21 protein-coding genes are annotated in these 21,979 nt (G+C 51.6%); 3 read left to right on the top strand and 18 right to left on the bottom strand.

What is annotated here, in order from left to right:
* Positions 1–56: 56 nt before the first annotated feature.
* Entirely contained in the window at positions 57–1,283 is a 1,227-nt protein-coding gene (gene mdtG / locus FH968_RS03310; RefSeq protein ID WP_139877369.1) for a multidrug efflux MFS transporter MdtG, read from the top strand.
* A 229-nt stretch (positions 1,284–1,512) separates the two neighbouring features.
* Entirely contained in the window at positions 1,513–1,887 is a 375-nt protein-coding gene (locus FH968_RS03305; protein WP_139877367.1) for a MysB family protein, read from the top strand.
* A gap of 3 nt (positions 1,888–1,890) precedes the next feature.
* On the opposite strand, the gene FH968_RS03300 is transcribed toward FH968_RS03305, so the two are convergent.
* From FH968_RS03300 to mdoG, 3 genes are all read right to left on the bottom strand, one after another.
* The gene (locus tag FH968_RS03300) at positions 1,891–2,112 is read right to left on the bottom strand and encodes a YceK/YidQ family lipoprotein (RefSeq protein WP_139878025.1); all 222 of its coding nucleotides are present in this window, start codon (positions 2,110–2,112) and stop codon (positions 1,891–1,893) included.
* 82 nt (positions 2,113–2,194) lie between these two features.
* Complete coding sequence (mdoH, locus tag FH968_RS03295; RefSeq protein WP_139877364.1) at positions 2,195–4,726, bottom strand: glucans biosynthesis glucosyltransferase MdoH; 2,532 nt, start codon at positions 4,724–4,726, stop codon at positions 2,195–2,197.
* Positions 4,719–6,254, bottom strand: coding sequence for a glucans biosynthesis protein MdoG (gene mdoG / locus FH968_RS03290; protein ID WP_139878024.1), 1,536 nt, complete (start codon positions 6,252–6,254; stop codon positions 4,719–4,721). Before mdoG ends, mdoH begins: the two co-directional genes overlap by 8 nt.
* Before the next feature lie 294 nt (positions 6,255–6,548).
* Here mdoG and mdoC point away from each other — a divergent pair, with 294 nt between their 5' ends.
* Positions 6,549–7,703, top strand: a complete 1,155-nt coding sequence (gene mdoC, locus FH968_RS03285; RefSeq protein WP_139877361.1) for a glucans biosynthesis protein MdoC — start codon at positions 6,549–6,551, stop codon at positions 7,701–7,703.
* Here mdoC and FH968_RS03280 read toward each other — a convergent pair.
* The 15 genes from FH968_RS03280 to FH968_RS03210 all read right to left on the bottom strand — a co-directional run bounded on the left by FH968_RS03280 (position 7,684) and on the right by FH968_RS03210 (position 21,977).
* Complete coding sequence (locus FH968_RS03280) at positions 7,684–9,168, bottom strand: phospholipase D family protein (RefSeq protein WP_139877358.1); 1,485 nt, start codon at positions 9,166–9,168, stop codon at positions 7,684–7,686. The genes mdoC and FH968_RS03280 overlap by 20 nt on opposite strands.
* The gene (ymdB, locus tag FH968_RS03275) at positions 9,122–9,646 is read right to left on the bottom strand and encodes an O-acetyl-ADP-ribose deacetylase (RefSeq protein ID WP_139877355.1); all 525 of its coding nucleotides are present in this window, start codon (positions 9,644–9,646) and stop codon (positions 9,122–9,124) included. The genes FH968_RS03280 and ymdB overlap by 47 nt, the downstream gene beginning before the upstream one ends.
* A 326-nt stretch (positions 9,647–9,972) precedes the next feature.
* A complete protein-coding gene (locus FH968_RS03270) occupies positions 9,973–10,578 on the bottom strand; it encodes a 4'-phosphopantetheinyl transferase superfamily protein (protein WP_139877352.1) in 606 nt (201 codons plus the stop codon).
* Positions 10,578–11,804 (bottom strand): beta-ketoacyl-ACP synthase, encoded by a 1,227-nt coding sequence (locus FH968_RS03265; protein ID WP_139877348.1) that lies wholly within the window; start codon positions 11,802–11,804, stop codon positions 10,578–10,580. The genes FH968_RS03270 and FH968_RS03265 overlap by 1 nt, the downstream gene beginning before the upstream one ends.
* The gene (locus FH968_RS03260; protein WP_139877345.1) at positions 11,804–12,535 is read right to left on the bottom strand and encodes a 3-ketoacyl-ACP reductase FabG2; all 732 of its coding nucleotides are present in this window, start codon (positions 12,533–12,535) and stop codon (positions 11,804–11,806) included. Before FH968_RS03260 ends, FH968_RS03265 begins: the two co-directional genes overlap by 1 nt.
* Before the next feature lie 15 nt (positions 12,536–12,550).
* The gene (locus tag FH968_RS03255; RefSeq protein ID WP_139877343.1) at positions 12,551–13,009 is read right to left on the bottom strand and encodes a 3-hydroxy-fatty acyl-ACP dehydratase; all 459 of its coding nucleotides are present in this window, start codon (positions 13,007–13,009) and stop codon (positions 12,551–12,553) included.
* Entirely contained in the window at positions 13,002–14,174 is a 1,173-nt protein-coding gene (locus tag FH968_RS03250) for a beta-ketoacyl-[acyl-carrier-protein] synthase family protein (RefSeq protein ID WP_139877341.1), read from the bottom strand. The genes FH968_RS03255 and FH968_RS03250 overlap by 8 nt, the downstream gene beginning before the upstream one ends.
* 2 nt (positions 14,175–14,176) lie before the next feature.
* Entirely contained in the window at positions 14,177–14,752 is a 576-nt protein-coding gene (locus FH968_RS03245) for a DUF3261 domain-containing protein (RefSeq protein ID WP_139877339.1), read from the bottom strand.
* The gene (locus FH968_RS03240; RefSeq protein WP_139877337.1) at positions 14,752–17,082 is read right to left on the bottom strand and encodes an MMPL family transporter; all 2,331 of its coding nucleotides are present in this window, start codon (positions 17,080–17,082) and stop codon (positions 14,752–14,754) included. The genes FH968_RS03245 and FH968_RS03240 overlap by 1 nt, the downstream gene beginning before the upstream one ends.
* Complete coding sequence (locus tag FH968_RS03235; protein WP_139877335.1) at positions 17,054–17,659, bottom strand: outer membrane lipoprotein carrier protein LolA; 606 nt, start codon at positions 17,657–17,659, stop codon at positions 17,054–17,056. The genes FH968_RS03240 and FH968_RS03235 overlap by 29 nt, the downstream gene beginning before the upstream one ends.
* Positions 17,652–18,077 carry a thioesterase family protein gene (locus FH968_RS03230; protein ID WP_139877333.1) on the bottom strand — a complete coding sequence of 142 codons (426 nt, stop codon included), beginning with the start codon at positions 18,075–18,077 and terminating at the stop codon, positions 17,652–17,654. Before FH968_RS03230 ends, FH968_RS03235 begins: the two co-directional genes overlap by 8 nt.
* Positions 18,071–19,765 carry a glycosyltransferase gene (locus FH968_RS03225; RefSeq protein ID WP_139877330.1) on the bottom strand — a complete coding sequence of 565 codons (1,695 nt, stop codon included), beginning with the start codon at positions 19,763–19,765 and terminating at the stop codon, positions 18,071–18,073. Before FH968_RS03225 ends, FH968_RS03230 begins: the two co-directional genes overlap by 7 nt.
* Complete coding sequence (locus FH968_RS03220) at positions 19,756–20,106, bottom strand: hydroxymyristoyl-ACP dehydratase (protein WP_139877328.1); 351 nt, start codon at positions 20,104–20,106, stop codon at positions 19,756–19,758. The genes FH968_RS03225 and FH968_RS03220 overlap by 10 nt, the downstream gene beginning before the upstream one ends.
* Positions 20,093–21,415 carry an AMP-binding protein gene (locus FH968_RS03215; RefSeq protein WP_139877326.1) on the bottom strand — a complete coding sequence of 441 codons (1,323 nt, stop codon included), beginning with the start codon at positions 21,413–21,415 and terminating at the stop codon, positions 20,093–20,095. Before FH968_RS03215 ends, FH968_RS03220 begins: the two co-directional genes overlap by 14 nt.
* A complete protein-coding gene (locus tag FH968_RS03210) occupies positions 21,408–21,977 on the bottom strand; it encodes a hypothetical protein (protein WP_223271277.1) in 570 nt (189 codons plus the stop codon). Before FH968_RS03210 ends, FH968_RS03215 begins: the two co-directional genes overlap by 8 nt.
* Between the last annotated feature and the right edge of the window lie 2 nt (positions 21,978–21,979).

Below are 21,979 nucleotides of genomic sequence, written 5' to 3'. Positions count from 1 at the left end.
AATTAGCAAGGTAATAATTTCATTAGCCTGTATCCCCCATTCTGAACTGGAGTGTTATGACTCTCCCCGAGTGCACCATTAACTGGAAACGAAATCTCACCGTTGCATGGCTTGGGTGTTTTCTTACCGGTGTTGCATTTAGCCTGGTAATGCCTTTCCTGCCCTTGTATGTAGAGTCTCTTGGTGTGACAGGTCACAGCCAGTTAAACATGTGGTCAGGAATTGTTTTCAGCATTACCTTCTTGTTTTCAGCAATAGCATCACCTTTTTGGGGAGGACTTGCTGACCGTAAAGGCCGCAAGATAATGCTGCTGCGTTCCGCTCTTGGAATGTCCATCGTGATGGTGCTGATGGGTTTTGCAAGCAACATCTGGCAGTTTTTAGCTCTCCGCGCTCTGCTAGGTTTGCTGGGTGGTTTTGTTCCCAATGCTAACGCGCTGATTGCCACACAAGTCCCACGTCATAAAAGCGGTTGGGCGCTCGGTACACTGTCTACCGGCGGTGTGAGTGGTGCACTGCTTGGCCCGATGATTGGCGGTTTTCTGGCAGATACTTACGGCCTGCGCCCGGTGTTTTTCATCACGGCTGCCGTGTTGTTTATCTGTTTTATCTTCACGTTTTTTTGCATTCGCGAGCAATTTACCCCAGTGCACAAGAAAGACATGCTGCACGCACGCCAGGTATTAACCTCATTGAAAAACCCACGCCTGGTCCTTAGCCTGTTTGTCACCACCATGATCATTCAGGTAGCAACAGGTTCAATTGCACCCATTCTTACGCTCTATGTGCGTGAGCTCGCGGGCAATGTCAGTAACCTGGCATTTATCAGCGGCATGATTGCATCCGTGCCTGGCGTTGCCGCACTGCTCAGCGCCCCACGTCTGGGTAAGCTTGGCGACAGAATCGGCCCTGAACGGATTTTAATCTGCGCACTGGTTATCTCGGTGCTGTTGCTTATCCCTATGTCGATGGTACAAACACCGTGGCAATTGGGAGTATTACGTTTTCTGCTGGGAGCTGCCGATGGCGCATTGCTACCTGCGGTTCAGACACTGCTTGTCTATAACTCCAGCAATCAAATTGCCGGGCGTATCTTCAGCTACAACCAGTCATTCCGTGATATTGGCAATGTCACCGGTCCGTTAGTGGGTGCTGCTGTTTCCGCCAGCTATGGTTTCCGTACCGTCTTCTTAGTCACCGCCTGTGTGGTACTTTTCAACGCGCTTTACTCATGGATAAGCCTGCGTCACCCAACCGATCGCGCCCGTACTTTGGAAGAGTAACTCTGTAATCCTCTAAATAATTCAAATTGTATCGAGGCGGCAAGAGAACGAGCCCCAATGAGCTTACATCAGTAAGTGATTTGGGCGAGTGAGTGCAGCCAACAAAGAGACAACTTGAATTATGACGAGGATTAAATCTCATACTTGCAACTTTGCAAACAGCGTCAACAATTAACTTGAAATTGCACCGGAGCGCGTGCTCCCTGACCTGTATCAAAAGGAGATTACTATGAGTCTGTACGCGACGCTGGAAGAAGCCATTGATGCTGCACGCGAGCTTTTCCTTGTAGAGAATCCAGAAATTGATGAAGAAAGTGCCAGTGTTCAGCAACTGAATATTCAGAAGTACATTCTTCAGGATGGCGACATTATGTGGCAAGCCGAGTTCTTCGCCACGGATAGCGAAGATGGTGAGTGTTTGCCGATGGTCAGTGGTGAAGCGGCGCAAAGCGTGTTCGATGGTGACTACGATGAAATCGAGTTACGTCAGGAATGGATTGAAGAAAATACGCTGCACGAATGGGATGAAGGCGAGTTTCAGCTTGAGCCGCCGCTGGATACCGAAGAAGGGCAAGCTTCATCTGATGAATGGGATGAACGGTAACACTTATTCATAAGGACCGTGGCTTGCGTCAATTGGCAGCAACAGCGTATCGAAGACGAGCGAGAACGGTAAATCGAGCACCGTAATATAGCGCCAGGCGCTGTCCCGCACATCCCATTGCACGCCGGGGTAATACTGATTTCCATGCCCCTGCCCCGGCACTGCACGGCTGATGATACTCCCGCAGCCACTTAGCACACACGCGACCATTACCACCACAATCATTCTTAGCAATTTACTCTCCTGCCGCTTGAGCTCAAAAAAAATGCCAACCCGAAGGCCGGCATTTTATTATGCAGTCCGCGCTTTATTTAGACGGTAATGCCTCAGGGTTCAGACTAACCGTTTTGTAGTTATCGACCCAGGAAGAATAACGCTCCGGGTTAGACCACACACGGTAGTGCAAACGAGACATCGTCACCGGGTCACTTAACAGCACCAGACGACGGTCACGATTAAGTTTCTCAGGCGTCTCATTAAGAGCCTGTTCAACGTGGCGATCACGAGCAATTTCCAGCACCTGGCTTGCACGGTGACGCGCAGTAGCCATTGCTGTTGCCAGGGCGTTAAACGATGGGTTAAACACCGCGTGCATAAAGCCATCATCCAGCGTACGGCTGCGGTTCAACTTCAGGTAATTGTCGGTGTCGACCAACACCTGCGGAGGAGAGTACTCTTCCGGGATCAGGAACAACTTCCAACGCTTAGTACGCAAACCGATGGTCGCGCGACTTGAGATCACCGAAACAAACGGTGACAGAATCAGCGAGAATACGATTGGCGCAAGCCAGAACAAGAAGCGTAAATCCAGCCACGCCATGCCAACTGCCCAAACCAGACCCAGCAGAAGCTGAGAACCGTGGCGCATAAACGCCTCGCCCCAAGGGGTGGAGTCGTCATCACGCTGCGGTGAGTTCCACACCACTTCCCAGCCGAGGAAGGCGCTGACCACAAACACGGTGTGGAACAGCATACGCACCGGAGCCAACAGCACAGAGAACAGCACTTCCAGCAGCAGTGAGAGCGTCACGCGCAAGAAGCCACCGAACTCTTTCGAGCCTTTGCACCAAATCAGGATGATGCTCAGCAACTTAGGCAGGAACAGCAACACCATGGTGGAGGCGAACAGCGCAATGGCCAGCTCAGGACGCCACTGCGGCCACACCGGGAATAGCTGGCGTGGTTGCAGGAAGTATTGCGGTTCCGTCAATGCATGTACCACCTGCAATGCAGTGGATAACGCAAGGAACATAAACCACAACGGCGCAGACAGATAAGACATTACGCCCGTCAGGAACACTGCACGGTGAACCGGGTGCATGCCTTTCACCAGGAACAAACGGAAGTTCATCAAGTTACCGTGACACCAACGGCGGTCACGCTTGAGTTCATCCAGCAAGTTCGGTGGCAATTCTTCATATGAACCCGGCAAGTCATAGGCAATCCACACCCCCCAACCCGCACGGCGCATCAATGCTGCTTCCACGAAGTCATGAGAAAGGATTGAACCCGCGAATGACCCTTCACCTGGCAACGGTGCTAACGCACAGTGCTCGATGAACGGCTTAACGCGGATAATCGCATTATGGCCCCAATAGTGGGATTCGCCCAGTTGCCAGAAGTGCAGCCCCGCAGTAAACAGTGGACCGTAGACACGAGTCGCAAACTGTTGGCAACGTGCATACAGGGTGTCCATGCCAGACGCTTTTGGTGACGACTGAATAATGCCCGCATTCGGGTTGGCATTCATCAAACGCACCAGGTTAGTCAGGCAATCACCGCTCATGACTGAGTCGGCATCCAACACCACCATGTAGCTGTATTGATTACCCCAACGACGACAGAAGTCATCGATGTTGCCACTTTTACGCTTCACACGACGACGGCGACGACGATAGAAAATCTGCCCTTCGCCCTGCACTTCGTTAATCAGCTCCATCCACGCTTTTTGCTCAGCAACACAGATATCCGGGTTGTAGCTGTCGCTCAGGATGTAAACATCGAAGTGCTGCTGTTGACCAGTCGCTTTTACCGATTCCCACGTCGCACGCAGACCAGCAAATACACGGTCTACGTCTTCGTTACAGATAGGCATTATAAGTGCGGTGCGATTTGCCGGGTCGATTGGTTCATCACCAACTGTTGAAGCAGAGATACTGTATTTATCCTTGCCCATCAGTAGCTGAAGGAAACCCATCAGCGCGGTCCAGAAGCCAGCCGATACCCAACAGAACAAAATCGCAAACAGGATAAGAATGCCGGTTTGCAGCACATACGGCAGCAGCTGCATGAAAGACACCCAAAGATCCTGGCCGAACATGTCGGAAGGATTGATCAGTGCCCAACCCTGGTAAGGAAGAATGGTCTTCATGTACCAGGTCGCAACGACAGTCTGAGATATGGTCAACAGCAGCAGAATGTAACGTCGGATAGTCCCGACGGTACGCCATTTCTGCTCAGCCTCGGCCTCTTCTTTCGACATGTAGCGAGGATTAACTTCGCGCCCGCGCAGACGGTCCCAGAAACGACCAATTGGGTTGGTGCGCCATGGGTCCGGGAACATAGAAGCACGCGTTGCTTTTGGCATCGCCTGCAACTGGGTGCGCCCTTCTTCGTCCTTAATTAACTGTTCACCACCCAACGATCCAGGCCAACTCGCTTCGAGCCGGGCCTTTACCGAGGCTAAAGGGGAATCATCGGCTCTGTCATAGTGCTGCTCTTGCGCGCCGAGCGCCTCATGCACCGCTTGCAGATCCGATGCAGGAAGAGCCGCCTTCTGCTGGGCAGAAAGCGGAAGTGCATCAATATACTCAGACGCAGTATCAGTAAACTTATTCATTGGCAGGTAGCTGGTAGCTCCAGGTTTCACTCAACGTTTGATCACCATTGACCAGCGCTGCACGCATTTCAGTCGGTTTCTTCTCATCTTTGACTTTCAGACGTACAGTCAAACGCCAGCCTTTAGTGACCGGGTTATAACGTACCTGGCTGTCAACGATTTCACCATTATCGCCAATGCTGGTTTGTGCAGTAATCGGCGTATCTTGCGGCAGTTTTTTCATATCCGCGCCGACATAATCCAACACAAACGCAATCGTGCCATCAGGCTGGCGAATCAAGTTCGACTGCTTCACATCGCCAGTTGAGCGGCGAGTCTGCGCAACATACGCGTTATCTGGCGCATGCATTTTGTCTTCATCGCGGCTGAAGGTAATGGTGTACTTGAAGTTCATCTCTTTGCCCGGTTCCGGCAACTGATCCGGAGTCCAGTAAGCAACGATGTTGTCGTTAGTTTCGTCGTTAGTTGGGATTTCAACCAGCTCGACGCGACCTTTACCCCAATCACCTTGCGGCGCAATCCAGGCACTTGGGCGCTGATCGTAGCGATCGTCAAGGTCTTCAAAACGAGAGAACTGACGGCCGCGTTGCAGCAAACCAAAGCCAACCGGATTTTCTGTAGCGAACGAGCTCACAGCCAGATGTTTCGGGTTGTTCAACGGACGCCAGATCCACTCACCGTTACCGGCGTGGATAGACAGACCGTTGGAGTCATGCAATTCAGGACGGAAATTGGTGCTTGGTGACGGCTGATTTGGCCCAAACAGGAACATACTGGTCAGCGGTGCGACACCCAATTTACCTACTTTATCGCGCAGATAAACTTTTGACTGCACGTTGACTACGGTGTCTCGTCCAGGGGTAATAACAAAGCGGTACGCACCTGTTGCACGCGGGGAATCGAGCAACGCATAAATGGTTAACGTTTTGTCGGTCGCTTTCGGGCGCTCAATCCAGTATTCACGGAATCGCGGGAATTCTTCGCCAGAAGGCAAAGCAGTATCGATAGCCAAACCACGAGCAGACAGGCCATAAACCTGACCTGAGCCAATTACACGGAAATAACTCGCCCCGAGCATGCTGACAATTTCGTCATTTTTATCTTTGCTATTGATCGGATAGAGCACTTTGAACCCGGCAAAACCAAGATCTTTTACGGTGTCTTTATCGTGTTTTACATCACCGAAATTAAAGAAATCCGGGTTGTACTTGATCTTATGAACTGCAGTTGCTGTCACTTCGTTGATAGCAACAGGGGTGTCGAAGTACATACCCTGATGATAAAATTCAAGCTTAAATTGGGTCTTTAACTTGCTCCAGTAGGCTTTATCGTGATTGAACTGGATCTGCTGATAGTCCGCATACTTCATGTCGCGGAAGAGCGAAGGCAGATTGCTTTTCGGTGCTTCGTAGCTTTTGCCCGCTAATGTTTTCGCTTGTTTTGCGACATCATCGATAGTGAAAGCCCAAACCGAGGTGGTATAAAGTGACAGCATTACAGCGGCACCGAGCCCACACATTTTCATCATTTTTAGTTTATGTTTCATATTAACCAGCACATCCCCCTTTGTGTGCTTAAATCAATCCAATCCATTTTAATGGAAACTTCTTACTTCCGACAACCAAATACCCGCATTGTTCAGCACGCTGGCTCAGCCTTTAAGCAAAAAAAGACAACTGCTTACGCTTTCAGAGTCCATCCTGGAGACAGGATGTCACGGTTAGTGTAGGGTTGCCACGGAATTGATATCGTTCGGGACTTCAAGCCTATTGGGATATGTTCTTAAGGATAAGGCGATTCGTCCGATAATGTCTGGAGTATTATGAGTAAAGCACCACAACAACGCGAGTTTTTCCTGGATTCTATTCGGGCTTGGTTGATGCTTTTAGGCATCCCTTTCCATATCTCGCTCATCTATTCAAGTCACCACTGGCATGTAAATAGCACCGAAGCCTCATGGGGATTAACCCTATTTAATGACTTCATTCATGCCTTCCGTATGCAGGTGTTTTTTGTCATTTCGGGCTATTTCTCCTACATGCTTTTTTTGCGCTACCCGCTTAAACGCTGGTGGAAAGTACGTGTGGAGCGCGTCGGCATACCTATGCTAACGGCCATACCGCTGCTGACGCTACCGCAATTTTTAATGCTGCAACACATTAATGATAAAGCAAAAAATTGGCCGGGTCTGACCGCATACGAAAAATACAACACACTGGTTTGGGAACTGGTTTCCCATTTGTGGTTCTTGTTGGTGATGGTGGTGCTTACTACGGTTTGTTTATTTTTGTTTCAACAAATGAAAGCGCGTATTGCTGAAACGCCCGAAAATAATCAGGCTTCCCTCACGTTAGGAAAACTCTCAATTGCCTTCCTCGGTTTCGGAGTTTTATATGCCGTTATTCGGCGCACTATTTTTATTATTTATTCACCGATATTAAGCGATGGTCTATTTAACTTCGTGGTGATGCAAACGTTGTTCTATCTGCCGTTCTTTATGCTGGGTGCTTTACTCTTCGTACGCCCACAACTGAAAACGTTGTTTACCACATCATCGCCGTGGTGCTCGGTGGGTGCTGCACTGGCATTTTGTGCTTATCTGCTGAACCAGCGTTATGGCAGCGGCGATGCCTGGATGTATGAAACCGAAAGCGTTATCACCATGCTGATGGGCCTGTGGATGGTCAACGTGGTATTTTCTCTTGGTTATAAATTGCTTAATTTTCAGTCGAAACGCGTCACCTACTTCGTCAATGCGTCACTGTTTATTTATCTGGTGCACCATCCGTTGACGCTGTTTTTTGGCGCATATATCACGCCGCATATTGCTTCAAATGCGATAGGTTTTATTAGCGGATTGATCTTTGTGGTAGGGATTGCGGTGATTCTTTATGAAATCCACCTGCGGATCCCACTGTTGCGTTTCCTGTTTTCCGGTAAACCACAGAATGTCGCTGTTAAAGTAACCACTCAATAGGCAAGCGATAAACTAACCGCACCAACACCCGTTGCCAAAAGCGGGTGTACGGTTCTTTCTTCCAGACAATCTCTTTGCCGTCACTGTTTTCCACCCAATTCACTCGTCCCCAATGGTCTAACCGTAGAGCCCACGCGGCTTCTTTTTGGCTTTGGGTGAAACGTTGGTGGATATCCTGTGCCAGCGCAGCGCTTTCAATCACAAAGCCCATTTCGGTATTCAGCATTGCCGAACGCGGGTCGAAATTGAATGAACCAATAAACACTTTTTGCTTGTCGACACTGAAGGTTTTGGCATGCAGGCTGGAACCCGAGTTGCCCGTTAAGCCACGATCGCGCGGCCTACGTGGGCCATCCTGTTCCGGCTTTAATTCATAAAGCTCAACGCCGTGGCGCAATAATTTTTTACGCCAACGAGCATATCCTGCGTGAACTACGGCCACATCGTTAGCGGCTAGCGAATTGGTCAGAATGGCTATTTTTACCCCTTTGCGCACCAGCCCCAAAATTTGCGCGATGCCCGCACGCGTCGGCACAAAATAAGCCGATATAATGTCTATTTCGCGTTCAGGTATGCCAATCACATTCATCAGGCGTTGTGGAAGCAGCGTATGATTGCGTGCTTTCCCCTGTCCTTTTCGCGGGTCGTCGCTGAGCATACGCGTTTTCGCCCAGTACATATCCAACGAGCGCGCCACCAGGTTGGTCGCAAATTGGCTGGTCGTTAACCTGTCAAGATAGCGCCTGGCCATCGGGTCGCTACGCCAGTCATCAGGCAGTTGAACCCGTTGCTGTAAAACATCAGGATCAACGTTCAGCACTTTATCCAGCGTCGATACGCACTGGCTACTCCAGTAGCGCTCAAAATCCTGGCTGACCTCCCCCACTACCGGGCCAATCGCCAGCACGTCTAAATCTGAAAACAGCGGTTGTTTCCCCACGCCAAAGTAAGCATCGCCGACATTGCGCCCGCCAATAATCGTCACTTCGCCATCAACTGTGAATGTCTTGTTGTGCATACGGCGGTTAAGACGAGCGAAGTCGGTCAGGTAACCAATGGCACGAAACAGGCGAAATGAAAATGGATTAAACAGACGAACCTCAATCTGCTGATGAGCATTGAGGAGTTCTAAAATATCATCCAGGCCGTTGGTATTGTTATCGTCGAGCAACAGCCTAACTCGCACTCCGCGGTCTGCCGCCGCCAGCAAAGCGCTAAACAACAGCCGCCCGGACATATCGTCCTGCCAGATGTAATACTGCACATCGAGGGTTTTCTCCGCCATGCCGCATAGCAAATAGCGGGCTGCAAACGCATCCAGGCTGTCCGATAGCGGATGAATACCGCTCAGCCCAGGATGCTCGCTTGTCGCAGGAGAAATTGCCCTCCCTAGGCGCGTGGCGAGAGGGTTATTCACATTAAAGCTGGGCAAGTAATTGCTGATAAATGCGGGTGTTTTCGTCATCGAAACAGACAAAAACCACCTGCTCAGGTAACGGACGCAGGCCGATATACCGGTAAACGGTATCAACGGCTATTTTTGCAGCCTGGTCTTTAGGGTAACCGTACGCTCCTGTGCTAATCGCCGGGAACGCAATGGTGCGATAGCCATTAGCCGCAGCCAAATCGAGGCTGTTGCGATAAGTTTGCTCGAGCAATTCTGCTTCCTGTTTTTCCCCACCCTGCCAAACCGGGCCTACCGCGTGAATCACAGCTTTAACCGGAATATTTCCTGCTTCGGTAATCACGGCATGCCCAGGCGCACATTCACCCTGATGCCGGCGAATTACCTGGCAGGCTGCCATTAACGCAGGTCCTGCCGCGCGATGAATGGCACCATCAACACCGCCTCCCCCCATCAGGGATGAATTCGCTGCATTGACTATCACGTCAACCTCAACGCTAGTGATATCACCTTGTATCACCGACATTCTTTCGCTCATTGGGAAATCTCCAGTTAGTCTTTGAGAGTAGTCTAAACTCACCGAACAGCAGACGTATATCACTTCGTAAGGATTTCTCCACATCACCTAAGTCCTGATTTTTTCTCGTTTACTACAAAAAAGCCCCAATAAACCTGACGTGTTTTTTATTTGCAGGCGCACCTGAACAAGGTGCTTTTACCGCGCGGTAAGTATGGGGCGAGAAATTCCCCGGCTTTGAGAAAGAACTGGAAGGTACCGAACTTATTGATGGGGTTTATCACATCTGGGCATTGAAGGAATAACAAGAGCGGTGGATATCACTGTTGCTATTCCACCCGACAGAATCAAGTAATCATCAGTTCCACAGAAAAACCAACAGGAAACGGAACCTCGCCACAGCAGGCGATAAGTGTGTTGTGAACAAGGAGATGAGTCAGATGGCGGCCCGGTGAGCATAATGTTTCCAGTGGCAATTGCAGCGCGGCAATTTGCCACACCGTTCCGCCCTGCTGTTTCACCACAGCCTCATGGGCAGTCCATAATTTCCAGAAGGCGGGAAGCTGGTCGTTCGCGGGCAAACTGACCAGCCAGTCGTACAGTTCTGGGGTAAAACTGTGCTGCGCTACGGCCATGAAACGCTTTCTCGGCCGCAGAAATTCTATATCGCAGCCCACTGCATCGTCCCCTAGCAGTACTGCGACACTGCTCGCACTATTGCTGATGTTAAAATGCGGCAATTCAGAGTGTTGCGGTTTGCCATTCGACCCCGAATCCAACAATGGCAGCGCTTTTTTTTCTGCCAACATCGCCAACAGAACTCTTCCCGCAAGCCAGACGGGGCGGCGGTTTCCGGCCGGTGCTGCCGCCACTAACTCAGGCGACAACCAACATTTGACCAACGCGTCATCAGATAAACGCGCCACATCGCCAAACGCCAGCCGATAATCCATTATTGCCAACGCCGCATGACTAGCGAAGTGTTGATGCCACCAAAGGCGAAGTTATTGCTCTGCACAAACTCAGTATCGATTTTGCGCGCAGTGCCCATGATGTAATCCAATTCGCCACAAACTTCGTCCGGCTGAGTCAAATTTAGCGTTTCTGCAAACCAGCCTTCGCGCATCATTTCGATACTCATCCACGCTTCCAGTGCGCCACAGGCACCAAGCGTATGACCGAGGTAACTTTTCAGCGAAGATATTGGCGTGTTAGCACCGAAAACCGCCGCCGTTGCGTGACTTTCGGCAATATCGCCACGATCCGTTGCAGTTCCGTGTGCGTTGATATAACCAATATCACTGGCCTCAAGACCTGCCGAACGTAAAGCGCGTTCGATACAGATTTGCATGGTTTCTTTCTGCGGTTGGGTAATATGCGCAGCATCACAATTGGTATGGAAGCCGACTATCTCAGCATAAATCGTCGCACCACGCGCCAGGGCATGATCGAGATCTTCGAGGATCAACGTTCCTGCACCTTCACCAATAACCAGACCGTCACGCTGTTTATCAAATGGCGATGGCGTGCTTTGCGGCTGGTCGTTTCGCTGGCTGGTGGCAAAAAGCGTATCAAACACTGCGGCTTCCGACGGGCATATTTCCTCTGCGCCACCCGCAACCATCACGGTTTGGTAGCCGTGACGAATCGCTTCCCAGGCGTAACCTATTGCCTGGCTTCCTGAGGTACAAGCGCTGGACGTTGGGATCACTCGCCCGCGCAGGCCAAAAAATAGCCCAGCATTAACCGCTGCAGTGTGCGGCATCATCTGCACATAGGTGGTGCCGGTGATATTGCGCGTGTGTTTCTCAGTCAGCATGGTGGCAAACTCGCTCACCGGTCCGGTGCTGCCGGTGGAAGAACCATAAGCAATGCCGGTTTCGCCGCTGGTCAGTATCGCATCATCAAGCAAACCCGCCTGCATTAATGCCAGTTCCGTTGCCCGAGTGGCGAGCAGTGAAACGCGCCCCATCGCTCGAATGCGCTTACGCGTGTAATGTTCAGGCAGGATAAAATTATCGATGGGTGCGCCGAGCAGGGTGTTCAGCCCATCATAGATTTGCCATTCTGGCATGTGTCGGACTGCATTTTTGCCGGATTTCAACCCCATTGCGACATCCTGCCAGTTATCGCCAAACGCCGTCACGCCGCCCATTCCGGTGACTACCACACGGCGCATCACAACATCCCCCCATTAATGGAGATAACCTGGCGCGTGACATAACCCGCAACGGAAGACATCAAGTAGCGCGCAAGCCCAGCCACTTCTTCTGGCTGGCCCATACGTTGCAGCGGAATCAGTCGCATAGCTTCATTAAGCGCCGCTTCTTCCATTTCAATCATTCCGGTGTCAATCAAACCCGGTGCAATACAGTTAACAGTAATTTTCCGTTTTGCCAGTTCAATCGCCAGTGCTTTCGTTGCACCAATAATGCCCGCTTTTGCGGCGCTGTAATTGACCTGACCACGGTTACCCATCAAGCCTGAGACTGACGATAACGTGATAATTCGTCCACCTTTGCGCAGGCCAACCATTGGCATCACACACGGCTGAATCACGTTGTAAAAACTGTCGAGGTTAGTGCGAATTACACCGTCCCAGTCATCATCGCTCAGTGCGGGGAATGCACCGTCACGGGTGATTCCGGCGTTGTTGACCACGCCCCAATACGCGCCGTGGGTTTCAATGTCTGCTTCAATGGTGCTGCGGCATTGGCTGCGGTCAGAACTATCAAATTGCATCACGCGTCCATTCCCGCCCTGTGCAGTAATTTGCTCAAGCGTTTGTTGTGCACCCGCTTCGTCGCGATGGTAATGCACGACTATTGCAAACCCATCAGCGGCAAGCCCTAGAGCAATTGCCTTGCCAATTCCTTTGCTGGCACCGGTTACTAATACCGTCTGTGTCATCTTGCTGCTATCCCATTAAAATAATTGTTTTAATTCTTTATTATCAGGCTGATAGGTATTTACTCGCCCGCTCGCCAATACGTTACCGTCGGCAAGAATTTTCCCTTCAAAACTACCAATTTTTTCATCACGCATCAGTAGCGTGACATGACAATCGAGCACTAATCCTTGCGCCATAAATCCCTGCGGGCAGCGTAAGCCTCTCCCACCCAGCAGCATACCGACGCGGCTGGCTTCTTCGCCATTATTCATTGCATGCCAACCGGACCACACGCCCACCGTCTGAGCAATAAGTTCGATGGCAAACCAGCCAGGTAAATTCCCTTCAGCGTTCAAAAACGGCGCAAGCACGCCGTGATCACTCACCGCAACCCGACAATGCGCGCTTTCTTGTTCCACGGCCACTACCGACTCGAGCAGACACATAGGTGCTTCGTGCGGTAGATAGTGTTGTGGGGCAAGAAAATCAGTCATTGGACACTCCAAAAATCAGGCTGGCATTATTACCGCCAAAAGCAAATGAGTTCGATAGCATTACAGATTTAGTAAATGGCTGTGGCGTGGTGAGTAAACCACAGGCGGCAAGGCTCTGATCTTGATGCGCATCAGTGAAATCTTGTGCAGGCAGCGCTAACCCACGTGATAACAGCAAATAACACAGCACCGCCTCACAGGCCCCGGCGGCACCTAAGGTATGGCCGGTCAGATGCTTCGTTGAACTGGCTGGCACGCTTTCACCGAAAATTTGGCTCACTACTTTGGCTTCGATTTCATCATTCAAACGCGTGGCTGTGCCGTGCATATTAATATAACCAATGTCTGTCGCTGCGAGTTTTGCCTCACGCAACGCCATTTCTATCGCACTGATAGCACCAACACCTTCAGGATGGGGAGCCGACATATGCCAGGCATCTGACGATTCCCCCACGCCAAGCAACTGCACCTTACCGGCTTCTTGAGTCAGTAAAATTAACGCTCCAGCTTCACCGACAGTAATGCCGTTACGCTCAGCACTAAACGGTTTACAGCGCACATTGCTTAACGATTCCAGGCTCTTAAAGCCATTGATTGGCATACGACTTAGCGAGTCTGCACCGCCAACAATCGCGGCATCAACCATGCCCGACTCAATCAGCCTTTTGCCCGTAATAATCGCCCGAGCACTGGAAGAACAGGCCGTTGAGATCGTTAATGCTGGGCCAAACAGTTGCAGGTAGTCGCTAAGAAAACGCGAGGGATCGCCGAGTTCCTGCTGACCGTAGCGATAGGACACCGGCGGAGTGCCTGCATGAGCACCGCTGACCATGCGGTCGCCTTCATCAAGCCCGGAAGTGCTGGTTCCCAACACCACCGCCACGCGTGAATTACCATAACGGGCAATCACCTCATCGACCTGCGGGCGAATTTGCGCCAGAGCTGCCAGCAATAAACGATTGTTGCGGCTGTTATATTGCGGCAACTGCGCGGCTATTTCTGGCAGTTCGCCAGTCACGCGCCCAACCCAGCATTCACCGAGCTGTATCCAACCGTCGGTATCTGGCCCCATGCCTGGTGCAAAGTTGGCCCGCAAATTTGCCTCGATTTCGTCAAGGTTGTTACCCAACGCATTGACCATTCCGGCAGCCGTTAACGTAATCATGATTAGCTGTCCAGATGCTGAATACTGATGACATAACCGAAACGATGATGCTGGACGCTCACTGGCTGGCGGCTACCATTACGCGTGAGGTAATGAATCGTCTCAATCAGCTCACCGTGGTCGTCACGCAACTCGCGGCGGGAATCAATATCTTTTAACGTCCATCCGGTGGGCAGTTGCGGTTGCCATGCGCTTATCGGCCAGTAGCTCAACATAATATCAGCAAGTACCTGGCTTGCTGGAGGTAGTTCTGGAAGCTGGATGGACTGCTCGGTTTTCACACCTTGCTGGTCGTAAGTCAGGCGGAATAAACGGATCCCCAACGGCGACAGGCCCGCCAGCATGATTTTCTGTTGATCGGCGTTGAGCAGCACCATCAGCGATTGGGTTTTGCCTTTAACGTGCGCGCTCAACAATTGCTGCTGGGTGATAGAAGGTGAAATCCCCGGTGCGGGTAACGTCACCAGGGTGCCCGGTTTTAACCAGGCTTGCGGTCTTGAGTCATCTTGTTTGGACGTGCTGCACGCGCTGAGGAGTAATGTGCCAAGCAGTAAAACCAGTGTCGGTAATTTTTTCATTATTCTCTCTTTCCCTCTCCTTGGGTGGATGTGGGTAAAGCTAAGGGGGCGGTCAGGTATGCGCAGAAGATCCCAAAACTCAGCACAATGCCAAAGCTTGCGATGGCTTGTGTCTGGCTAAAGACCAGCATTCCTAAGGTAAAGAGCGTGGTCAGCAGTGCAACACTGATGGCCAGCAGTGAAGTCAGCGGCGTGCCGCGTGGGTTGCTAAAGAACAAGGTGTAATTGATGCCAATACCCAGCACCAATACCAACGCCAGCAACGAGAACAAGTTTAGTGTGTGGCCGCTAAATGCCAGCGCGGCAAGGCCTCCACCGAGCGATAACAGCGAAGGGATTACGCTTAATAAGCCGCGTTTTACGCCAAGGCGCACCACATAGCTCAGAGCAATCACCACAACCGCTGCGGTCAGCAATCCGGTCAGTAAGCTCCGGAAATGGCTGAAGATTTCGTTAAACATCACTTTTCTGTCGACCCAGCTTACGCCCGGTATTTTTGCCGCGATGCTTGCCAATGCCGCGCTGTCGTGAACCCCGTTCACCGGCACTAATGCACCACTTTTACCATCAGGCAGTGAAAGCCATAACAAGCGCCAACCGCTGCTGATCACGCTCTTTTGCCATAAATCCGGCGTCACCGCCATCTGCTGAAGATTCGGTGCAGTGACGGTAACGCCACTTTCCGCCAGGCGTTTTTGTAACACCGGTGCGGCTTCACGCAGCAGACGCAAATCGGCTTGCTGCTGTTCAAGGGAGGCGAGCGGGATTAATCGGTAACTATCGAGCGCTTTCTGGGTACGTGCAGCCACTAATTCTGGAGCCAGTTTTTCGAGGCGTTGCAGCGTTTGCTCGGCAGTATCGCCGTAAACCACGAACCATTTTTGATCCATCCCCTGCCCGGTCAGCGCGGTAATGGCCTGCTCATCACGTACTAAATCTTGCGGTAATGCCTGGAAACTGGCGATGTCATCATTGATTTTTAAGGATGCTAATCCGGCAACGCTCATCACCAGCAATAGCAATGGCAAACCAAAACGCACCGCTTTATTGGACTTCCACGCATCGAGCCAGCCATTAAGCAAACGGTGGCAAGGCACCGGACGGACAGGTAAACCGCGCACCGCAAAGGGATACCAGCACACCACAGTCAGGCAGGAGGCGATTAAACCACTGGCGCCAAAGACTGCAAGCTGGCGAATGCCTGGGAACGGCGCGAGGATCATAATCAGATAAGCAATAGCTGTTGTCGCCAGTGCCAACAATAAGGCAGGAAGCACTTTGCGCAGGCTTGCAATCGGCGAGTTTTGCCCACCATGCACCATGCGTTCGGTAAGGTAATACAGCGTGTAATCTGCCGACACCCCGACGATGCTCATACTCATCACTAGCGTCATCAAGTGCAGTTCACCAAAGCACAGCAGTGTGATGGCGGTACCTGCCAGCGCACCAATGGCGACGGACGTGGTACATAACAACAGAGGCCGCACCGAGCGAAACACCAACAACACCAACAGCAGCACACCAATAACCGTCGCAAGCCCGAGTGTTGAAACATCGTGCTTTGCCTGTAGGCTTGCGTAGTCGCTATAGAATAAGGTGCCGCGTGACATCACCTCCGCCTGCGGGAAGTGTTGTTTCAGGTTTTGCTGCAAGCTGCGCAATTGCACAACCGCTTCGCGCCCTTGCTGCATATCAAACGAATCACCTTTCATTTCGCCATGCAGTAAATACCAGTAACGCCCTTGTTTATCACGCGCTACCAACCAACCATTTTGCAAACGCATCTGACTGGCAGTTTGTTGCAACGCCAGTTGTGAACCGCGCACAAGCATTAACGGATCATTAGCCAGCTCTTTACCACTGACACCAGAAAACGCCGAGTAAAGCTGCGATAGCACCCACTGTGCCTGCGCTTCACCACCGTTTTGTAAACGGCTACGCGTCTGGTTGTCCACCAGGCCATTGCGGTGCTCGAAGTAGAATTTCCCCCACTCCTGCTGGCCCTGCGCATCCATCGGCCCCTGCACATTTTGCAGGAAGGGCTGTTGCTGCAGCTGCGTTTGCCACCACTGCGCAGCGGCAGGGTCCGGAGTCGTCCCCGGGCTGACCATCCACATCATTTGCCGATCAAGACGTTGCAGAAAACCGTTCTCGATCTGGGGTGGGATCTTCCCGAGGCTGCTGGCAGGAAGCAGCGACAACACGCTGCTGTCGAGCCGCGACTTAGGCAGCAAGGCGCATAGCACCACCAGCAGCAGAGTGACTACCGCAAGCCAGCCCCAAGCAAGGCGACGATGCACGTCAGAAAGCGAAGCGCTGCTGCTCTTCATGAGTAAGTTTTCGTGGTTCTAGTCGGTGATCACTAAAGGTGATTTCTGTAAAATCCCCCTGCAAATCGTTCAGTGCAATGCGATTAAGATATTTGTCACCCTGCAACGTAATGGTGCTAAACAGCTTATCGAGCGGTGTAACCGTCGGTGTTAAGACCAATTGCCATTTGCCGTGGCCCTGATCGGTAAATGCGCTGGAAAAATTTTCATCCAGCACTTTTCTATCAGCCTGGAATAACGCACGCAGTAAATGGTTGAACTGGAACATTTGCGGATTGCTGTCAGCCGTGATGATTTGCGGCGCCTGGCTGCCCATCACTTGCACCATATGGCTGTCATCAAGTATCAGCGTCATCGGGAAAGGGTGCTGTTGTTGCCACCACAAACCTTTGCTTTTCGCGATTAATACCTCGCCACTGGAATGCAACGGTTGTGCCATGCCACTGATTTGTCTTTCTTGCTGGAATTTAGCTCGTACCACCGGCTGCGACGCAAAACTGCGTTGCACGTCATTAAGGGTGATTGCACTCGCCGTAAAGCTGATACACAGCAAGGCCATTAAAATAATTTTATTCATGACTCAAGCCCATGCGTTCGAAAAGTATCTGAGGGGAAACAAAACAAAGCTCTCCGCTTGTTGCCTCAACGGCAACCTGAATGGTGTAACCCGTGGTGGTACGTTTACCGCTGGCCACATCGACTACTTCATAACCAATTTTCAGACGGTTTTCGTATTCAATCACGGTTGCCCGCACCAGAATCTGTTGTTCAAACTTCACCACATCACGGTATTTAACTCGGGTATCGACAACCGGCCAAACATAGCCTGACTCACTCATTGCGCGATAGCCATAATCAAACTGATTAAGCAATGCTTCGCGCGCCACTTCAAAGTAGCGAAAATAGTTGCCGTGCCACACAACACCCATTGCATCAACATCATGGAATGGGACTTTGATGCTGACCTCTACAGTAAAACGTGGGTCATTTAACATCCGGGCTCCTTTTCTGGTGGTAATTGCCAGAAATCATAAAAATTAAACCAATCGAGCGGCGAACGCAGTGCGTAGACTTCAAGACGCCGCGCGTAATTATCAATCGTTTCTTGTAGCGCTTGTGCCCGCGTTGCTCGCGGTAATAGTAAAGGATTGGCAAAGGCTTCTGCGTGAATACGCAATTTCCCCTGCTCATGCAATACCATCATCAGGATGACTGGGCATCGTAATGCAGCGGCGAGGATAAACGGCCCTTGCGGAAACGGTGCCGGGCTGCCCATAAACGGGCTCCAGCATACGCGCCGTTCACCACCACGTTGCGGATTCACCGCAATTCTGTCACCGACAATCGCCACCCATTCCCCGGCATCAAGCTTTTCTTGTAATAGCATGGCTGTTTCCGGGCCAATGTGGCTCACCGGCAGCAGGTTCACGCCAGCCTGCGGGGCAATTTCTTCAATAATCTGACGAAAACGCTGAGCGTGGTCGGTAAACACTAGCGCATTAATAATCAGCCCAGATTCAACCTGTGCCAGTGCGCGGCTGGCTTCGATATCCCCGAGATGGGCGGCAAGAATTAACTTCCCCTGCCCGGCCTGCGGCTGCAACACTTCGTGGCTACCTGGGGCAAATTCGATGTCCCGCCCCCAGACTATATCGCCACGCCAGGCGGCAATTTTATTGAGCATCGCATCACCAAAACGCAAGAAATGGCGATAGCTGTTTAAACCTTCTGGCAGCGTGATTTGCTGACGTTCAGCCTGTTGGCGAACCCTTGCAAGCCATTGCTGCGAGGCTTCGCGCTGCGTACGCCCCGTCAACCACATCCACGCAACCACCGGATAAAGCAACGCATTAAATGCACGGCGCCCTAAACGCTGGTAGATAGTCAGCATTAAGCGCATTCCTGCCAGCCCTTTGCGTTCCGGCACTTGTGCCCAGTGCGCGGGTTGACGGCGGCGAGCAAGCAGCATCGGAATACGCGGCAACATGCCAAAAAACAGCCGTGTATGCATCCAGGATATACGCAGATTATCGTGCAGTGCATCAAAGTGCGACACGCCATCTGGCGGATAAATCACGCGGGTACGGATAAACCGGCTGTTGGTGCCAGCCCAGTACAAACGCACCATGATTTCGGTGTCAAAATCCATCCGTTTACCGGGGCGATGTTGGGCAACTATCGCGAGTGTTGCCGGCAGCGGATAAACACGGAATCCACACATGCTGTCTTTTAATGACAACGATAATGTTTCAATCCACACCCAGACATGCGTGACATAACGCCCATACAGGCGAGATTTTGGCACGGACTCATCGTAATGCGGCGTGCCCGAAATAAGGCTTTCTGGATGCGTTCGCGCTTCATCTAAGAAACGTGGAACATCCTCAATGCAATGCTGTCCGTCGGCATCAAGCTGAACCGCGTGGGTAAAACCTGCCTTACTCGCGGCTTTAAGCCCGGTAATGACCGCTTCACCTTTACCGCTGTTAGTTTCCAGGCGAATAACCGTGACACCGGTTAATTGCGCCAGTTGCTGCTCTGTTTCAAGCAAACTGCCGTCATCAACAATAATGCAAGGCAGCTCAAACGGTTGCAGACGTGCGAGCACCGCCGCCATAGTCGCGCCGTGATTGTAACAAGGGATCACCACACAGGGGCGAAAAGCCGCAGATGCTACGGACATAGCTTAATTTTCCCGCTGCTGGCCGGCACACTGCCCTGCTCGTTTAGCAACATGTAGGTAAAGCTCAGCACATTGCGTGTGGCATCCCATTGCAAATTCAATTCCAGCTCACTTTCCGGGACAATCGGGCGCTGGAATTTAACGCTATCAATCGAACTAAAGCGCATTCCTGGCGCAAGTTCCGCGCCATAGGCCATCACCCAGTCAAGTTGTGCGACACCTGGCAAGATCGGTTGAGTGGGGAAATGCCCCTTAAACCATCCGAGTAAGGCCGGAACAGCTAAGCGTAAGCACAATTTCCCCGCTTCAGGTTGCACGCGCTGTAACTCAATGGGTTTCATCAAATAACTCCTGTAATTGTGCCCACGCACGCTTGCTTTGGCTGTTGAGCGCAATACTCTCGACGACGCGCCAGTAGCGCGGAATCGCTATCGGCTCAAGCCAGACGCTAAGTGCTTCCCGCCAAAGCCGTTTACTGACGCTATCTGATTCTGGCGCCACAACTACGGCCCCCAGCGCAATCCGGTTTCCCCGCATAACCGGAACTACTGCGGCATCTTCAATACCGGGTAATGCCAGCAAACGCCGCTCAATTTCACTCAGCGAGATACGCTTTTCTTCTATTTTTACGATGCGATCGCGCCGTCCTGATAAGCGAAAACTTCCTTGAGCGTTAAATTCAAGAATGTCGTCCAGCTGCGTGGCTCCTCCATGAATCAAAGGAGATGTAACCTGCCACCCATCCTGTTGCTGGAGAAAGCGCACCGCCGGAAACGGCTGCCATTCTGGTGCAGGCTGAGAATGCTGCCGCCACGCCAGCACGCCGGTTTCGGTTGTGCCGTAAATTTCCGATACCGGCGTTTCGAACCACACCAACGCATTTTGCGCGGTATCATCTTCGAGTTTTCCGGCAGCAGAAATCACCATCGCGAATTTTGGCGCACTCAAGTTGGTATCAAGCCGTTTTAAAAATGCCGGGCTGCTAATAAACAGTAAAAGATGTGCCGAATGCGCGACCAGTTGCTCTGGGAAATGAATCATCGTCGCGTCGCTCGGCAGCCCAAGCGCCATCGGCAACATCACACGGAATGTGAATCCATAAAGATGCTGGTGTGAAACAGAGCCGACCACGCGGCAATCGTGCAGCCGTTCACCCCATAATTCGGCAAGCCAGGCGATTTCTTCATCCAGCGCATTCAGCGTTTTAAATATTTGTGCTGGTTCGCCAGTCGAGCCCGAAGTAAACAACACCACGCCTGCTTGCGCCGGAATAGGTTCAAATAGCTGAATAGCGGTATACGCTAAAGTTTGCGGATTTAGCACCGGACAGCTCAGATTCAAAGGAACATCGCTTATCACGCCGTAAAAATGCGCTTGCTGTTCTCGCAGTTGAGCTTCCCGGCTGTGGCCCGGGACAACAGGCGTTTTGCCCGCATGCAGTGTCGCCAACAACGCGGTGATAAACGCATAGCTATTATCAAAACACAGCGCCCAACGCTCGCCCGGCTGCATTTTCAGCCAGCTATAAATTCGCTGAACGTCATTGATTAAATCGGCCTGCGTCCAGATTTTTTGCCCTTCAAACGCCACAACATGCTGTGGGTGACGGTTGCCGTTAAGCCACTGAGCCAGAGATAAGGGATTATTCATTGCGGCGCTTCACTCGCAAGCGTACCAGCCACTCGGCGGCAAATAATAAGCCCATCAGCAGATAACTGATCATTCCGTTCCACAGTGTCCACCAATGTACGTTGCCCGCAAGGCAGGTAAACAGCGACACACCGCCGTTGAAGATAAAGAAAATGCACCAGACTTGAGTTACGCGGCGGGTATAACGTACGCCCGCGGGAGAAAGATCTTTTTCGCGTAGCCGTGCCAGGCGTTCGATAATCGACATGCGGCTAAACAGCGACGAGCCAAATAATGCCAACATCACCACGTTGACCACTACCGGATACCATAGCAATAACTGTGTTTCTCGCATCCAGATACTGGAAATGCACAGTACCGCCCCCACCAGCGCCAACCCTTTTAAAACACGACTTAACGTGCCGGTTTTACCCCGTAACGTAGCCAGGCGCAGCAAAAAGCATAGCGCCAGCAGCGGCAATAAAATGTGCAATTTTGGATATTGAATTGCCAGCCAGACGGCAAAGGGCCAGCCTATTACGGCTAGCCCTCCCGCTATACTAAGTGCTCGTTTTGCCAACACGT

Origin of the sequence: Buttiauxella sp. B2 (assembly GCF_006376615.1) — a bacterium.
GTDB lineage: Bacteria > Pseudomonadota > Gammaproteobacteria > Enterobacterales > Enterobacteriaceae > Buttiauxella.
This window is presented reverse-complemented; position numbering and strand designations above follow the sequence as displayed.

Excerpts from the sequence above, each read along its gene's own strand:
- mdtG (WP_139877369.1), top strand. The coding sequence starts at position 57 with ATGACTCTCCCCGAGTGCACCATTAACTGGAAACGAAATCTCACCGTT.
- FH968_RS03305 (WP_139877367.1), top strand. The coding sequence starts at position 1,513 with ATGAGTCTGTACGCGACGCTGGAAGAAGCCATTGATGCTGCACGCGAG.
- FH968_RS03300 (WP_139878025.1), bottom strand. The coding sequence starts at position 2,112 with ATGATTGTGGTGGTAATGGTCGCGTGTGTGCTAAGTGGCTGCGGGAGT.
- mdoH (WP_139877364.1), bottom strand. The coding sequence starts at position 4,726 with ATGAATAAGTTTACTGATACTGCGTCTGAGTATATTGATGCACTTCCG.
- mdoG (WP_139878024.1), bottom strand. The coding sequence starts at position 6,254 with ATGATGAAAATGTGTGGGCTCGGTGCCGCTGTAATGCTGTCACTTTAT.
- mdoC (WP_139877361.1), top strand. The coding sequence starts at position 6,549 with ATGAGTAAAGCACCACAACAACGCGAGTTTTTCCTGGATTCTATTCGG.
- FH968_RS03280 (WP_139877358.1), bottom strand. The coding sequence starts at position 9,168 with ATGACGAAAACACCCGCATTTATCAGCAATTACTTGCCCAGCTTTAAT.
- ymdB (WP_139877355.1), bottom strand. The coding sequence starts at position 9,646 with ATGAGCGAAAGAATGTCGGTGATACAAGGTGATATCACTAGCGTTGAG.
- FH968_RS03270 (WP_139877352.1), bottom strand. The coding sequence starts at position 10,578 with ATGGATTATCGGCTGGCGTTTGGCGATGTGGCGCGTTTATCTGATGAC.
- FH968_RS03265 (WP_139877348.1), bottom strand. The coding sequence starts at position 11,804 with ATGCGCCGTGTGGTAGTCACCGGAATGGGCGGCGTGACGGCGTTTGGC.
- FH968_RS03260 (WP_139877345.1), bottom strand. The coding sequence starts at position 12,535 with ATGACACAGACGGTATTAGTAACCGGTGCCAGCAAAGGAATTGGCAAG.
- FH968_RS03255 (WP_139877343.1), bottom strand. The coding sequence starts at position 13,009 with ATGACTGATTTTCTTGCCCCACAACACTATCTACCGCACGAAGCACCT.
- FH968_RS03250 (WP_139877341.1), bottom strand. The coding sequence starts at position 14,174 with ATGATTACGTTAACGGCTGCCGGAATGGTCAATGCGTTGGGTAACAAC.
- FH968_RS03245 (WP_139877339.1), bottom strand. The coding sequence starts at position 14,752 with ATGAAAAAATTACCGACACTGGTTTTACTGCTTGGCACATTACTCCTC.
- FH968_RS03240 (WP_139877337.1), bottom strand. The coding sequence starts at position 17,082 with ATGAAGAGCAGCAGCGCTTCGCTTTCTGACGTGCATCGTCGCCTTGCT.
- FH968_RS03235 (WP_139877335.1), bottom strand. The coding sequence starts at position 17,659 with ATGAATAAAATTATTTTAATGGCCTTGCTGTGTATCAGCTTTACGGCG.
- FH968_RS03230 (WP_139877333.1), bottom strand. The coding sequence starts at position 18,077 with ATGTTAAATGACCCACGTTTTACTGTAGAGGTCAGCATCAAAGTCCCA.
- FH968_RS03225 (WP_139877330.1), bottom strand. The coding sequence starts at position 19,765 with ATGTCCGTAGCATCTGCGGCTTTTCGCCCCTGTGTGGTGATCCCTTGT.
- FH968_RS03220 (WP_139877328.1), bottom strand. The coding sequence starts at position 20,106 with ATGAAACCCATTGAGTTACAGCGCGTGCAACCTGAAGCGGGGAAATTG.
- FH968_RS03215 (WP_139877326.1), bottom strand. The coding sequence starts at position 21,415 with ATGAATAATCCCTTATCTCTGGCTCAGTGGCTTAACGGCAACCGTCAC.